Below are 14,752 nucleotides of genomic sequence, written 5' to 3' on the forward strand. Positions count from 1 at the left end.
TTCCGGCCCCAGTGAACTCGAACCGTTTGGTTCGGGGTGGTGGGTGGCTGGTCGTTGTTTGAGAACTACACAGTGGACGCGAGCATCTGTGGCCAAGTTTTTAAGGGCGCACGGTGGATGCCTTGGCACCAGGAACCGATGAAGGACGTGGGAGGCCGCGATAGGCCCCGGGGAGCTGTCAACCGAGCTTTGATCCGGGGGTGTCCGAATGGGGAAACCCGGCAGTCGTCATGGGCTGTCACCCGCTGCTGAACACATAGGCAGTGTGGAGGGAACGAGGGGAAGTGAAACATCTCAGTACCCTCAGGAAGAGAAAACAACCGTGATTCCGGGAGTAGTGGCGAGCGAAACCGGATGAGGCCAAACCTGTGATGTGTGAGACCCGGCAGGGGTTGCGTCATGGGGGTTGTGGGAATGAGCTTTCACGATCTGCCGGTCGTGAGGCGAGTCAGAAACCGTATGGATAGGCGAAGGACATGCGAAAGGTCCGGCGTAGAGGGTAAGACCCCCGTAGCTGAAATCTGTACGGCTTGCTTGCTCATCTCCCAAGTAGCACGGGCCCCGAGAAATCCCGTGTGAATCTGGCGGGACCACCCGCTAAGCCTAAATATTCCCTGGTGACCGATAGCGGATAGTACCGTGAGGGAATGGTGAAAAGTACCGCGGAGCGGAGTGAAATAGTACCTGAAACCGTGTGCCTACAAGCCGTGGGAGCGTCGGAACGAGGCTTGCCTTGTTCTCGTGACTGCGTGCCTTTTGAAGAATGAGCCTGCGAGTTAGCGGTGTGTAGCGAGGTTAACCCGTGTGGGGAAGCCGTAGCGAAAGCGAGTCCGAACAGGGCGTTTGAGTTGCACGCTCTAGACCCGAAGCGGAGTGATCTAGCCATGGGCAGGTTGAAGCGGAGGTAAGACTTCGTGGAGGACCGAACCCACCAGGGTTGAAAACCTGGGGGATGACCTGTGGTTAGGGGTGAAAGGCCAATCAAACTCCGTGATAGCTGGTTCTCCCCGAAATGCATTTAGGTGCAGCGTCGTGTGTTTCTTGCCGGAGGTAGAGCACTGGATAGGCGATGGGCCCTACCGGGTTACTGACCTTAGCCAAACTCCGAATGCCGGTAAGTGAGAGCACGGCAGTGAGACTGTGGGGGATAAGCTCCATGGTCGAGAGGGAAACAGCCCAGAGCATCGACTAAGGCCCCTAAGCGTACGCTAAGTGGGAAAGGATGTGGAGTCGCAGAGACAACCAGGAGGTTGGCTTAGAAGCAGCCACCCTTGAAAGAGTGCGTAATAGCTCACTGGTCAAGTGATTCCGCGCCGACAATGTAGCGGGGCTCAAGCGTACCGCCGAAGTCGTGTCATTGCAGCGTTAAGCCCCAACGGGTGTTGTGATGGGTAGGGGAGCGTCGTGTGCCGGGTGAAGCAGCACCGGAAGGTAGTTGTGGACGGTTCACGAGTGAGAATGCAGGCATGAGTAGCGATACAAGAGTGAGAAACTCTTGCGCCGATTGACTAAGGGTTCCTGGGTCAAGCTGATCTGCCCAGGGTAAGTCGGGACCTAAGGCGAGGCCGACAGGCGTAGTCGATGGACAACCGGTTGATATTCCGGTACCCGCTTTGAAACGCCCAATATCGAATCCTCTGATGCTAAGACCGTGAAGCCGTCCTGGAGCCTTCGGGCAAAGGGGAGTGGTGGAGCCGTTGATCCAAGGTGGTAGTAGGTAAGCGATGGGGTGACGCAGGAAGGTAGTCCAGCCCGGGCGGTGGTAGTCCCGGGGTAAGGGTGTAGGACGCACGGTAGGCAAATCCGTCGTGCACATAGTCTGAGACCTGATGCCGAGCCGATTGTGGTGAAGTGGATGATCCTATGCTGTCGAGAAAAGCCTCTAGCGAGTTTCATGGCGGCCCGTACCCTAAACCGACTCAGGTGGTCAGGTAGAGAATACCGAGGCGTTCGGGTGAACTATGGTTAAGGAACTCGGCAAAATGCCCCCGTAACTTCGGGAGAAGGGGGCCACGTCTGGTGATGAGTCTTGCACTCTGAGCTGGGGGTGGCCGCAGAGACCAGCGAGAAGCGACTGTTTACTAAAAACACAGGTCCGTGCGAAGCCGTAAGGCGATGTATACGGACTGACGCCTGCCCGGTGCTGGAACGTTAAGGGGACCGGTTAGTGACCTTTCGGGGTTGCGAAGCTGAGAACTTAAGCGCCAGTAAACGGCGGTGGTAACTATAACCATCCTAAGGTAGCGAAATTCCTTGTCGGGTAAGTTCCGACCTGCACGAATGGCGTAACGACTTCTCGACTGTCTCAACCATAGGCCCGGTGAAATTGCACTACGAGTAAAGATGCTCGTTTCGCGCAGCAGGACGGAAAGACCCCGGGACCTTTACTACAGTTTGATATTGGTGTTCGGTTCGGCTTGTGTAGGATAGGTGGGAGACTGTGAAGCGGCCACGCCAGTGGTTGTGGAGTCGTCGTTGAAATACCACTCTGGTCGTGCTGGATGTCTAACCTCGGTCCGTGATCCGGATCAGGGACAGTGTCTGATGGGTAGTTTAACTGGGGCGGTTGCCTCCCAAAGAGTAACGGAGGCGCCCAAAGGTTCCCTCAGCCTGGTTGGCAATCAGGTGTTGAGTGTAAGTGCACAAGGGAGCTTGACTGTGAGACCGACGGGTCGAGCAGGGACGAAAGTCGGGACTAGTGATCCGGCGGTGGCTTGTGGAAGCGCCGTCGCTCAACGGATAAAAGGTACCCCGGGGATAACAGGCTGATCTTCCCCAAGAGTCCATATCGACGGGATGGTTTGGCACCTCGATGTCGGCTCGTCGCATCCTGGGGCTGGAGTCGGTCCCAAGGGTTGGGCTGTTCGCCCATTAAAGCGGTACGCGAGCTGGGTTTAGAACGTCGTGAGACAGTTCGGTCCCTATCCGCTGTGCGCGTAGGAATATTGAGAAGGGCTGTCCCTAGTACGAGAGGACCGGGACGGACGAACCTCTGGTGTGCCAGTTGTCCTGCCAAGGGCATGGCTGGTTGGCTACGTTCGGGAGGGATAACCGCTGAAAGCATCTAAGCGGGAAGCCTGCTTCGAGATGAGTATTCCCACCTCCTTGAGAGGGTAAGGCTCCCAGTAGACGACTGGGTTGATAGGCCAGATGTGGAAGCCCGGTAACGGGTGAAGCTGACTGGTACTAATAGGCCGAGGGCTTGTCCTCAGTTGCTCGCGTCCACTGTGTTAGTTCTGAAATAACGAACTCCCGTTTGCCGGTTGAGTTCAGAATTTCATAGTGTTTCGGTGGTCATAGCGTTAGGGAAACGCCCGGTTACATTCCGAACCCGGAAGCTAAGCCTTTCAGCGCCGATGGTACTGCAGGGGGGACCCTGTGGGAGAGTAGGACGCCGCCGAACAATTATTGTGGGGGAGCCCCGCACCTTATGGTGCGGGGCTTTTCCGCGTTTAAGGTGGTTTCGTGAGCAGCAGCGATATCGACCTCGTCATCTTCGACAACGACGGCGTGCTGGTGGACAGCGAGCCCGTCTCCAACACCATCCTCGCCGGGTACCTCACCGAGCTGGGGCACCCGACCAGCTACGAGGACTCCCTGCGGGACTACATGGGCGCCGCCGTGCACCGCGTGCACGACCTGGTGTGGGAGCGCACCGGGCAGCGGCTGCCCGAGGGGTTCGACGCCGAGCTGCACCGGCGGGTCTTCGCGGCCTTCGAGCGCGAGCTGAAGCCGGTGCCCGGCGCCGTCGACGCCCTCACCGCGCTCCGCGACGGCGAGATCCCCTACTGCCTCGCCTCCTCCGGCGGCCACCGGCGGATCCGGATCGGGCACCGCAGCGCCGGACTCACCGACTGCTTCACCGACGCCACGATCTTCAGCGCCGAGGACGTCGGCAAGGGCAAGCCCGCCCCCGACCTGTTCCTGCACGCCGCCGCCCGCATGGGCGTCGCCCCCGAACGCTGCCTCGTCGTCGAGGACAGCCGGCTCGGCGTGGCCGCGGCCAGGGCGGCCGGGATGCGGGTGCTCGGGTACACCGCCATGACCCCCGCCGAGGTCCTCGCCGACGCCGACGCCCACTTCTCCGACATGGCCGCCCTGCCCTCCCTCCTCGTCGCCCTCTCCCTCGAACTCCTGGAGCCCGCCGAACTTCCTCGGTGATCGCTCTACCCACCGGTAGGGCCCGGCCCTAGGCTGTGCCGCCATGACAGCAGCGGTGGTGGGCGCGGAACTGCGCCGGGGGCGGGCCGGGCTCGCGTTCAGTTTCCTCGTGCAGGGCGTCACCTTCGCCCTGCTCGTGACGCGGATCCCCGCGATCCAGAGCCAGTACGGGATATCCAACGGGCTGCTGCCCGCGTTCCTCGCGGCCGTGCCCGTGCTCGCGGGGGTCGCCAGCATCGGGACGGAGCACCTCGTCAAACGGGTGCCGCCCCGGCTCGTGCTGCGGTGGGCCCAGCCGCTCGTGCTGCTCGCCCTGCTCGGCGTGGGCGCCGGCCGGACCATGCTGCACGTGGCGCTCGCGCTCGGCCTGTTCGGGCTGGCCGTCGGGGCCCTGGACGCGTCCATGAACATGCTCGGGGTCTCCCTCCAGCGCGCGCACGGCCGCAGCATCATGCTCGGGTTCCACGCGGCGTACAGCCTCGGCGGGATCATCGGAGCGTCCGCGGCCTGGGCCGGCGCACACTGGGAGCTGTCCCTGTTCGTCTCCTACCTGCCGGCCGTGGCCCTGCTGCTGCCCGCGGCGTTGATCGGCAGCCGGTGGTACACGGACCCCGTGCGCGACGGGCGGGTGCCCGCCGAGGCGGAGGGCGCGGCGGCGGGCAAGGGCGCGTTCCGGGCCCTGTGGCCGCTGTGCCTGGTCATGGCGTGCGCGTACATCGGGGACTCCACCGTCTCCAACTGGAGCGCCACCTACCTGCACACCGTCCTGGGGAGCTCCGAGGCGCTCGCGACGGTGCCGTACAACGTGTACATGGTGACCACCCTGCTCGGGCGGGCCGCCGGGGACCTGGGGGTGCGCCGGTTCGGGGCGCCGGCCGTGGTGCGGGTCGGGACGGTGCTGGCCGCGCTGGGGTTCGGGGTGGTGGCGCTCGCGCCGGGGGCCTGGGTGGGGATGCTCGGGTTCACGCTGCTCGGGTTCGGGCTGTGCGTGATCGTGCCGCAGACCTTCGCCGCCGCCGGGCGGCTGTTCCCCGGGCGGGCCGACACGGCCATCGCCCGGCTCAACGTGTTCAACTACGTGGGCTTCCTGGTGGGCTCGCCGCTGGTCGGGGCGATCGGCGACGCGTGGAACTACCGGGGGGCCATGGTGGTGCCGATGCTCCTCGTTCTCGTCACACTCGGGTACACCCGCTCGTTCGGCGCGGAGGGCGGTCGGTACGGTGGCCCGCATGAGCGGCGGGCGAGCGTTGGTGATGTGGGACCGGGCGGTCACCGGGTATGACTTCGGGCCGGGGCACCCGATGGCCCCGGTGCGGCTGGAGCTGACCATGCGGTTGGTGCGGGCCCTGGGGCTGGACCGGGAGGTGGAGCTGCGGGCGGCGGCGCCGGCGGGTGACTCCACGCTGGCGCTCGTGCACCGCCCCGAGTACGTCGAGGCGGTGCGGGCGGTCTCCGCGGACCCGGGCTCGGCCGACGGGACCTGGGGGCTGGGCACGGTGGACGATCCGGCGTTCGCGGGGGTGCACGAGGCGGCCGCGCTGATCGCCGGGCAGTCGGTGACGGCGGCCGAGGCCCTGTGGGCGGGACGGCACGCGCACGCCGTGAACTTCGCGGGCGGGCTGCACCACGCGATGCCGGGCGGGGCCGCCGGATTCTGCGTGTACAACGACGCGGCCCTGGCCGTGGCCCGGCTGCTGGAGCTGGGGGCCGAGCGGGTCGCGTACGTGGACGTGGACGTGCACCACGGGGACGGGGTGCAGGCCGCGTTCTGGGACGACCCGCGGGTGCTGACGATCTCCGTGCACGAGCACCCCCGGACGCTGTTCCCGCAGACCGGCTGGCCGGAGGAGACCGGGGGGCCGGGGGCCGAGGGTTCGGCCGTGAACCTGGCGCTGCCGGCCGGGACCGGGGACGCGGGCTGGTTGCGGGCCTTCCACGCGGTGGTGCCCGAGCTGCTCGCCGAGTTCCGCCCCCAGGTGCTGGTCAGCCAGCACGGGGCGGACACGCACGTGGAGGACCCGCTCGCCCACCTCGCGGTGTCCCTGGACGGGCAGCGGGCGGTGCAGGAGGCCGTGCACGGGCTCGCCCACGCGCACGTGGAGGGGGCGAGGTGGCTGGCGCTGGGCGGCGGCGGGTACGCGGTCGTGGACGTGGTGCCCCGGTCCTGGGCGCACCTGGTGGGGATCGCGGCGCACCGGCCGGTGCCGGCCGAGACCATGCTGCCGGGGTCCTGGCGGGAGGAGGCGTACGCGCTGACCCGGCAGGCGGCGCCGTACCGGATGACGGACGGGGTCGAGGTGTCCTGGCGGGACTGGGAGGCCGGCTACGATCCCGAAAGCCGCCTGGACCAGGCGGTGTTGGCGACGCGGCGGGCGGTCTTCCCCTCGCTTGGCCTGTTGCCCTGAGCGGGGTGGGGGCGGGCCGGTGGGTCGGTCGGCGACAACCCGGCGTGCGGGGAACCGTGCCTTCGAGGGGTTTCTTTGGGCCAACCGTGCGCGAGCCGACCGGTTCTCGACCGCGGGCTCTCCCGATGCGGCAGCATCGAGGGCGTGTTGAGTGCCGACGCGTTGCGCGCGCATCTGCTGGCGGCCGGGCTGGCCGGATCGGTGCGGACCTCCCGTGAGGTGAGCCTGCGGCGCTACCGGCATTTCGCGGCCCGGGACCCCCGGGTGTTGCTGGGCCTGGACCCGGACCGGGACTGGCCGTTGGCGGAGGTGGTCGCGTTGATGGCGCGCCGCTGCGGGGGGTCGGCGGATCCGGCGGTGGCGGTCGGGGGCGCGACGATCGATCCGGACCGCACGATCGCGGGCCTGGACGCGCTCGCGGGCCGACTGCGGAAGGTGGCCGACACGGGGGGAACGGTGCTGTTCGGGACGGGGCACCCCGATCGACTGCTGGATTTCTACGCCGTATTGGCAAGGTCGGTCTCGGCGGCGGGGGGAGTGGTTCTCACCCCGGCACGGGGTCGGGATGTCGACATGACGACCCGGTTCGGCGTACGCACGCATCGTCTGGACTACGTAGGAGGTGTCGCGTTGGTGCAGGAAGGCGGCGCGCGACCGCGCGCGAGTCTCACCGGCGTACACTCCCACTCCCCGCTGCCGGTTCGACTCGTCCTGGGGGCGGCCGCGGAGGCCGGCGGGCCGCTGCCGGAACTCGTGGTCGGGGACCACGGATGGGTCTGCGGGGCAGGTCAGCTGGGTTTTGAGGCCGTCGGGCTGGCCGACGTGGACGATCCGGCGGTGTTCGTCGGCGTGGCCGAGGGGCGGGTCGCGGCGGTCGTTCCGGTTGAGGACGGGGCGGAGCCGGGGGCGTATCTGCCGCTCGCCGGCTATGTCCGCGGGCGGGCCGGACTGCCCGAGTGAGCCGGTGTCCGGCGCGCGGGTCGCAGCTCCCCTTCCCCACTCGTATCTTCCGCCCCTACTCTGGGGAGTGAGCGTGCGGCGACGGGCTGTAACCGGAGGGGAAGCCGGTGTCCGTCATGCGCGGAAGGTCAAGGTGTGTCATGGCAGCAGGCGATCGGCCTCTCAGCGAGGTGCAGTTTCTGACCGTGGCGGAGGTCGCCTCGGTGATGCGAGTGTCGAAGATGACCGTGTACCGGCTGGTGCACAACGGTCATCTGCCCGCGATCCGGGTGGGCCGGTCCTTCCGGGTCCCGGAAAACGCGGTTCACGAGTACCTGCGAGAGTCGTTCGTGGGGGTGGAGTCCGCGTGAGTCAGACCCCTCGGTGACCCTCGGATTACAACCACGGGCCTGCGACCGGTAGGCTAGGCCGACGTAGGTCGTGTGGGCCCAGACGCCCCGCACCGATGTTCCCGCCGACGCGGGGATGTTCCGAGTAGTGAGCGAGGGTAGTCGTGGGCTCTGTTATCAAGAAGCGGCGCAAGCGGATGGCGAAGAAGAAGCACCGCAAGCTGCTCAAGCGCACCCGCGTTCAGCGTCGTAACAAGAAGTAAACGGCGCTGTACGTGAACCATGGCAGCCCCTCCACCATCCTGGTGGGGGGGCTGACGTGCACCCGGGCCCGTTGCCGGGACACGGCAGTGTGGTGAGCCGATCGAGCGAGAGGGTGCGAGGGCGTGGGCAAGGTCGTGCTGGTGACCGGGGCGGCCCGGGAGCTGGGCGCCCGCTTCGTGCGGCGGGTGCAGCGGGACCCCGAGGTCGAGCGGGTGGTCGCGGTGGACGCCGTGACGCCGGCGTACCGACTGGGTGACGCCGAGTTCGTGCGCACCGACATCCGGCGGTCCTCGATCGCGCGGGTGCTCGCGGAGCACTCCGTGGACACGGTGGTGCACCTGGCCGTGACGGGCGGGATCGCCGGCGGCAGCGGCTCGCGCGGGGCCGTCAAGGAGACCAACGTCATCGGCACCATGCAGCTGCTGGGCGCCTGCCAGAAGACCCCGACGGTGCGCCGGCTGGTCGTGAAGTCCAGTACCGGGGTGTACGGCGGGACCGCGAAGGACCCGGCGGTGTTCACCGAGTCCTCGCAGCCGCGCGGGCTGCCGCCGGGCGGGTTCGCGAAGGACGCCGCCGAGGTCGAGGGGTACGTGCGCGGGTTCGCGCGGCGCCGGCCGGACGTGGCCGTGTGCGTGCTGCGGTTGGCGAACATCCTGGGGCCGTTCGCGGACTCCCAGCTCGCCGAGTACTTCTCGATGCCGGTGCTGCCGCGGGTGCTGGGCTACGACCCGCGGTTGCAGTTCGTGCACGAGGACGACGTGCTGGAGCTGCTGGCGCTGGTCTCCTCCGAGCGCGGCGGGCTCAACAGCGGCACGTTCAACGTGGCCGGGGACGGGGTGCTGCTGCTGTCGCAGTGCGCCCGCCGGCTGGGTCGGCCGACGGTGCCGTTGGTGCTGCCGGCGGTGACCTGGGTGGGTTCGGCGCTGCGGGTGGCGGGGCTGACGGACTTCTCGCCCGAGCAGATCCGCCTGCTGACCCACGGGCGGGTGGTGGAGACGGTCCGGATGCGGGAGGTGCTCGGATTCGTGCCCCGGTACACGACGGCGGGGACCTTCGAGGACTTCGTGGCCAGTCGGGGCCGGGGATTGTTGCCGCCGGACCGGGTGGGCCGGGCCGTGGACCGGGTGGCGGAGTACGTGGACGCGCAGCTCGCCGAGCGTGCGCACAGCCCCGAGGCGTGAGGGAGACAGACGCGGTGGCGGACGCCAAGGTCATTCCGTTCGACGAGGACCGCTCGCGGCGGGCGGCGGCCCGGCGCGGCCGGCCGGTGCCCGACGGCGGTGGTTCGGCGGCGCCGGCCGCGCTGCCGGAGGGCCCGGAGCCGGTGGCCGAGGAGTCGGCGCCGCCGGTGTCGGCGGCCGCGGCCCCGCAGGCGGCGGGGCCGGGGACGGCGGGGGCGGACGGCGGGTGGGAGCGGCGGCTCGCGGGCGGGCTGGCCTTCCTGCGGCGCCGGTTGACCGGGGACTACGAGGTCGACGAGTTCGGCTACGACAAGGAACTCACCGACCAGGTCCTGATGAGCGTGTTGCGGCCGGTCTTCGACACCTGGTTCCGGGTGGAGGTCAAGGGGATCGAGAACATCCCGGCCGAGGGCGGGGCGCTGATCGTCGCCAACCACTCGGGGACCCTGCCCTGGGACGGGCTGATGCTCCAGGTCGCCGTGCACGACCGGCACCCGGCCGGGCGCAACCTGCGGCTGCTGGCCGCGGACCTGGTGTTCACGCTGCCGGTGGTGGGGGAGGTGGCCCGCAAGGCGGGGCACACCCTGGCCTGCGCGGAGGACGCGCAGCGGCTGCTGGAGAACGGCGAGCTGGTGGGCGTGATGCCGGAGGGGTTCAAGGGGATAGGGAAGCCGTTCAGCGAGCGGTACAAGCTCCAGCGGTTCGGGCGGGGCGGGTTCGTCTCCACGGCCCTGCGGGCGGGCACGCCGATCGTGCCGTGTTCGATCGTGGGGGCGGAGGAGATCTACCCGATGATCGGCAACGCGCGGACGCTGGCCCGGCTGTTCGGGCTGCCGTACCTGCCGGTGACGCCGACGTTCCCGTGGCTGGGGCCGCTGGGGGCGGTGCCGCTGCCGACGAAGTGGACGATCCAGTTCGGGGAGCCGATCGAGACGGACGGGTACCCGGCGGAGGCGGCGGAGGACCCGATGCTGATGTTCAACCTGACCGACCAGGTGCGCGAGCAGATCCAGCACACCCTGTACAAGCTGCTGGTGCAGCGGCGCTCGGTGTTCTTCTAGGCACGCCGAAGGGCCCCCGACCCGGTGGGGTCGGGGGCCCTTCGGCGTGCGGGTCCGCTCAGTTCGCGTCGTCCACGCCGAGGCCGAGGCCGGGCAGGATGTTCGGGAGCAGGGGCGGGATGGTGATGTCCGGCTTGGCCGGGGGCGGGGTGCCGCCGCCGGGGTCGGCCGGGGTGCTGCCCGGGGCGGGCGGGTTGAGCAGGTCCTCGGCGCCGTCGAGGAGGCCGCCGCCGGTGCCGGGGGCGGCGTGGGAGGGACCGGACGGGCTCGGGGTGTCCGCCGGTGCCTGGCCGGTGCCGGGGGTGCCGGGGCGGTCCTGGGCGGTGCCGGGACGCGCGTCGGGGTGGGTGGGGGTGGCGGGGGCGGCCGGGGTGCCGGTGCCGCCCCGGGACTGCTCCGGGGGCTTGGGCAGGAGCCCCTGGAGCGGGGCCACGTCCTGGTCTATGGCCGCGAAGACCCCGGCCACCTCGTTGCCCACGTCGGCGAGCTGGACGGGGAGCTTCTCGCGCAGGGCCCCCCAGGCGTCCCGGTGGGAGCGCGCGAAGGAGGACAGGGTCTGCATGGGGCCGAGCGAGCCGTCCCGTTCGTAGGCGGCCTGGAGCAGGCGGTGGCCTTCGGCCGCGTCGTGCTTCATGCCGGCCAGGGCGCGGCGGATCTCGCCCAGGGATTCGTGGTCGAGGGCGCCGGAGCGGCCCCGTTCCATGAGGCGGCGGGCCTCGGAGAGCCGGCTGGACGCCTGGTCGAGGAAGAGTTCGCCCCGATCGGAGTCGTCGTCGGCCATGCCGAGCCGGAGGTCCTCCATGCCCCGTTTCACGGGGTAGAGGGAGTCACCCGGCAGGGCGTCGGTGCTGGCAGCGGCCACCCCGCTGAAGGCTCCCGCGGCCACACCGACCGTGAGGCCGCCGGCCGTGAGGCCCTTGGCCCAGCGGGAGCGCGGTCGCAATTTCCGGAGCGGGGTCGCCCGGTGGGCGCCGCGCCCGCGCTGCTCGGGCACCTGAGGGTCCGGGGCTGTGCCCGTGGCCCTCTCCTCCAGCACCATCGCCTCCATGGCGGCGACGAGCTGGGCTCGTTGCACCACTTTGACGTCGGCGTCCATCTGTGGGCGCGGCATGTCGCCGAGCGCACTCGCCAAGGTCAGCAACCGGTCGTGGTCTGCAGGTTCGGCAGGTGCCTCGGACTGCTCGGCCGCCGGGTCGGTTGTGGGCGGTTCGGACGGGGTCCGATCCTCCAGGGCCTGGGCGAAGGCGTTCGCCCGCCGGTGGGGAGAAACGTTGGCGATCACTGGCGGCACCTCCTCTCGTCATCACGGTCGACTCCCCAAGGTGTCCGGAAGGTTGCCGTCCTTGAGCACATCCACACGTTCGGGTGAGCGGCTTGGGGCGAGGCGTGTCCACAGGGAGCCTGCATTCCGCACAACGAGCGGCGCGGCAGTTGGGTTACGGACGAAGGATGATCGGACCACAGCGGCATCGAAGGGGTCACCAGTGTCGGGGAGGAGGGCATGGGTGGGGCGTGGGGGTGGTGCCGGTGGCGTCGGCGGGTGCGGTGCGCGGTGGGTGGCGCGTGCGGCGTGGGTGGTGCCGCGGGACCGGGCCGGCCCGGGGGTGCGGGGCGGGGCGGTCCGGGGCCGGTCCGCGGTGGGACCGGTCGGAACCGACTAGCGGGCGTCGTCCGGCAGGAGCCGGGCGAGGGTGCGGACCGCGCGGTACTGGAGGGTCTTGATGGCGCCCTCGTTCTTCCCCATGACGCGGGCGGTCTCGGCGACCGAGAGCCCTTGGAGGAAGCGGAGGGTCACGCACTCCTGTTGCTGGGGGTTGAGCTTGCGGACCGCCTCCAGCAGGGCGGCGTTGGAGAGGGCCTCCAGGACGGAGTCCTCGGGGCTGCGTTCGACCTCGTTGGCGTCGAGCATCTCGCCGGTGGTGACCTCCAGCCGGAAGCGGCTGGACTTGAAGTGGTCGGCGACGAGGTTGCGGGCGATGGTGACCAGCCAGGCGCCGAAGTCGCGGCCCTGCCAGGTGAAGGTCGAGATCCGGCGCAGGGCGCGCAGGAAGGTCTCGCTGGTGAGGTCCTCGGCCGTGGCCTTTCCGCCGACGCGGTAGTAGATGTAGCGGTAGACCGTGTCGCTGTACTGGTCGTAGAGCCGGCCGAACGCCTCGGCCTCGCCGGCCTGGGCGCGTTCGACGAGGTCCATCATGCGGGCGCTGTCGCTGTCCGCGGTCGGTCGGCGGGCGGCCTGGGTCCCCGTGCCGGCGGACGAGCCGGTCGCGGCGGCGCGACCGCGTCTGCCGACCGCCGCACCGCCGTCGGTGAGGGCGTAGCAGGGCCCGGCCGGGCCGAGACCGGCCGGGACCGCGGTGGCGAAGGCGGGGACGGCGAACGCGGTGGGGACGAGGCCGCGGACGTGGTCGAGGACCGTTGCGCGCAGCGTAGCCAGGCCCGAGGCGTCAACCCCGACAGGTGGGTACACGGGACTCCCAGAGGCAGAGCTTCCATCACGTGCGGTGCGGGACCGTTCACTCGTCGTGGCGACGAACGAACGGGGGCACGCGTTTGAGGAGAATAACGCTTCGTACAGGCAGCGCTACACCGAGTTGCTCAAATCACCGATTCCGACGCTTTCGTGCTCGGTTGAGGTCGGTTTCCGGTGCGCTGAGTGACCGTGTCCTGATCGTTTTTGCACGCGGAATGTCAGATTCCACGGCGGGAACTGGTTGATTCGGGCAGGCCGGAGTGAGCCGCCCGTGACGGGGGTAGGGCTGCGGGAATGTGCCCCCGACGGCGGGGCCGCGGGGGTTCGGGGCCGGTCGGGGCTACTTGCGGCGGCGGTGCAGGGCGATGGCCGCGGCGGCCCCGCCCGCGAGGGCGCCCACGCCGGCGGCGGCCGGCACGCCGACGGTCACGGCCTTGCGGCCGGTCCGGTAGTCGCGCAGCCGCCAGTCGTGGGCGCGCGCGTGCTTGCGCAGTTTCGTGTCGGGATTGATCGCATACGGATGTCCGACGAGCGAGAGCATCGGGATGTCGTTGTGCGAGTCGCTGTACGCGGCGCAGCGGTCGAGGTCCAGGCCCTCGGCGGCGGCCAGGGCGCGGACCGCCTCGGCCTTGGCCGGGCCGTGCAGGGGTTCGCCGACCAGACGGCCGGTGTACACCCCGTCCACGGACTCGGCGACGGTGCCCAGCGCGCCGGTCAGCCCGAGCCGGCCGGCGATGATGGTCGCCGTCTCGACGGGGGCGGCGGTCACGAGCCAGACCTTCTGGCCGGCGTCGAGGTGGGCCTGGGCCAGGGCGCGGGTGCCGGGCCAGATGCGTTCGGCCATGTACTCGTCGTAGATCTCCTCGCCGATGCTCATCAGCTCGGAGACCTTGTGGCCCTTGACGATGGACAGGGCGCTGTCGCGGGCGTCCTGCATGTGCTCGGGGTCCTCGACCCCGGCGAGCCGGAACCACGCCTGCTGCCAGGCGAAGCGGGCCAGCTCGCGGCGGCGGAAGAACTCGCGCTTGTACAGGCCGCGGCCGAGGTGGAAGATCGCGGCGCCCTGCATGACGGTGTTGTCGAGGTCGAAGAAGGCGGCGGCGCGGGGGTCGCCGGCCACCGGGAAGGCGGGCTCGGCGGGCTCGTCGTCCCCGTCCTCGTCCTCGGCGGCGTCCCCGTCGAGGTCCCCGTCGAGGTCCTCGTCCAGGAGGGTGAGGTCGGTGTAGTCGTCGAGGGGGGCCAGGTCGGCGTCGGCCGGATCGTCGGCGAGGGGGTCGGCCGGGTCCTGGTCGGTGCGGCCCAGGGCACGGCGCGCGGCCTGCGCCGCGGCCTCGCCGGCGAGCACGCTCCGCGCGGTGGCGGAGCGCCTACGGGGGGTGAGCCATCCGAGAGCGGCCATGACGCGAGCATAGCCACTGTGTTCGGGAGTTCCCGAACCGCGGGGACGCGGGGGCGTGAACTTCGGGGGGCGGTCGGACGAAGCGGGAGAATGGGCCCATGAGTCCGCTGCTGCGTCGCAAGGAAAAGAAGAATCCCGCCGAACGGGTCGTCACGTTGATCGGGAAGCCGGGCTGTCACCTGTGTGACGTGGCCCAGGAGGTGATCGAGAAGGTCTGCGCGGAGACCGGGAGCCGGTGGGAGAAGAAGGACATCTCCCAGGACGAGGAGCTGTACCGCCGGCACTGGGAGCAGATCCCCGTGGTGCTGGTAGACGGGGAGCAGCACACGTTCTGGCGGGTCGATCCGGAGCGGCTGCGGCGGGCGTTGGGGGCCTGACAGGTCCGGCGGTTACCATCGTGGGCGTTTTGTGGGGTCTCGGGGGCGAGTCGATGAGGAGTGTGTACGGTTTTGCCCCCTTCGTTGTGTGACCGTGTTCGTGGGCCTCGAGGTTGCGTCGTTTCGCGACCGGGTTGCGTGACCC

At 69.3% G+C, this 14,752-nt stretch carries 12 protein-coding genes and 2 rRNA genes; 11 read left to right on the top strand and 3 right to left on the bottom strand.

What is annotated here, in order from left to right:
• Positions 1-90 precede the first annotated feature (90 nt).
• From ACN20G_RS14115 to ACN20G_RS14160, 10 genes are all read left to right on the top strand, one after another.
• Positions 91-3,210, top strand: a 23S ribosomal RNA gene (locus ACN20G_RS14115).
• 76 nt (positions 3,211-3,286) lie between these two features.
• Positions 3,287-3,403, top strand: a 5S ribosomal RNA gene (gene rrf / locus ACN20G_RS14120).
• Between the two features lie 62 nt (positions 3,404-3,465).
• Positions 3,466-4,161 carry an HAD family hydrolase gene (locus ACN20G_RS14125; protein ID WP_424213130.1) on the top strand — a complete coding sequence of 232 codons (696 nt, stop codon included), beginning with the start codon at positions 3,466-3,468 and terminating at the stop codon, positions 4,159-4,161.
• Positions 4,162-4,204: 43 nt separating this feature from the next.
• Positions 4,205-5,443 (top strand): MFS transporter, encoded by a 1,239-nt coding sequence (locus tag ACN20G_RS14130; protein WP_424213131.1) that lies wholly within the window; start codon positions 4,205-4,207, stop codon positions 5,441-5,443.
• The gene (locus ACN20G_RS14135; RefSeq protein ID WP_424215501.1) at positions 5,415-6,566 is read left to right on the top strand and encodes an acetoin utilization protein AcuC; all 1,152 of its coding nucleotides are present in this window, start codon (positions 5,415-5,417) and stop codon (positions 6,564-6,566) included. The genes ACN20G_RS14130 and ACN20G_RS14135 overlap by 29 nt, the downstream gene beginning before the upstream one ends.
• A 144-nt stretch (positions 6,567-6,710) precedes the next feature.
• Entirely contained in the window at positions 6,711-7,526 is an 816-nt protein-coding gene (locus ACN20G_RS14140; protein ID WP_424213132.1) for a phosphatase, read from the top strand.
• A gap of 140 nt (positions 7,527-7,666) precedes the next feature.
• Positions 7,667-7,876 (top strand): helix-turn-helix domain-containing protein, encoded by a 210-nt coding sequence (locus tag ACN20G_RS14145; protein WP_351882483.1) that lies wholly within the window; start codon positions 7,667-7,669, stop codon positions 7,874-7,876.
• Between the two features lie 143 nt (positions 7,877-8,019).
• Positions 8,020-8,118, top strand: a complete 99-nt coding sequence (locus ACN20G_RS14150; RefSeq protein WP_003948845.1) for a 30S ribosomal protein bS22 — start codon at positions 8,020-8,022, stop codon at positions 8,116-8,118.
• Positions 8,119-8,241: 123 nt separating this feature from the next.
• The gene (locus ACN20G_RS14155; protein ID WP_424213133.1) at positions 8,242-9,300 is read left to right on the top strand and encodes an NAD-dependent epimerase/dehydratase family protein; all 1,059 of its coding nucleotides are present in this window, start codon (positions 8,242-8,244) and stop codon (positions 9,298-9,300) included.
• A gap of 14 nt (positions 9,301-9,314) precedes the next feature.
• Positions 9,315-10,361, top strand: coding sequence for a lysophospholipid acyltransferase family protein (locus ACN20G_RS14160; protein ID WP_424215502.1), 1,047 nt, complete (start codon positions 9,315-9,317; stop codon positions 10,359-10,361).
• Between the two features lie 58 nt (positions 10,362-10,419).
• Here ACN20G_RS14160 and ACN20G_RS14165 read toward each other — a convergent pair whose 3' ends face one another.
• From ACN20G_RS14165 to ACN20G_RS14175, 3 genes are all read right to left on the bottom strand, one after another.
• Positions 10,420-11,643, bottom strand: a complete 1,224-nt coding sequence (locus ACN20G_RS14165) for a DUF5667 domain-containing protein (protein ID WP_424213134.1) — start codon at positions 11,641-11,643, stop codon at positions 10,420-10,422.
• A 375-nt stretch (positions 11,644-12,018) separates the two neighbouring features.
• Positions 12,019-12,828, bottom strand: coding sequence for an ECF subfamily RNA polymerase sigma factor, BldN family (locus ACN20G_RS14170; protein ID WP_424213135.1), 810 nt, complete (start codon positions 12,826-12,828; stop codon positions 12,019-12,021).
• A 343-nt stretch (positions 12,829-13,171) separates the two neighbouring features.
• Positions 13,172-14,230 (bottom strand): HAD family hydrolase, encoded by a 1,059-nt coding sequence (locus ACN20G_RS14175; RefSeq protein ID WP_424213136.1) that lies wholly within the window; start codon positions 14,228-14,230, stop codon positions 13,172-13,174.
• Positions 14,231-14,328: 98 nt separating this feature from the next.
• Between ACN20G_RS14175 and ACN20G_RS14180 the strand changes: the two genes are divergently transcribed.
• Entirely contained in the window at positions 14,329-14,607 is a 279-nt protein-coding gene (locus ACN20G_RS14180; RefSeq protein WP_424213137.1) for a glutaredoxin family protein, read from the top strand.
• Positions 14,608-14,752 lie beyond the last annotated feature (145 nt).

This window comes from Streptomyces dryopteridis, from assembly GCF_049606955.1.
Lineage (GTDB): Bacteria > Actinomycetota > Actinomycetes > Streptomycetales > Streptomycetaceae > Streptomyces.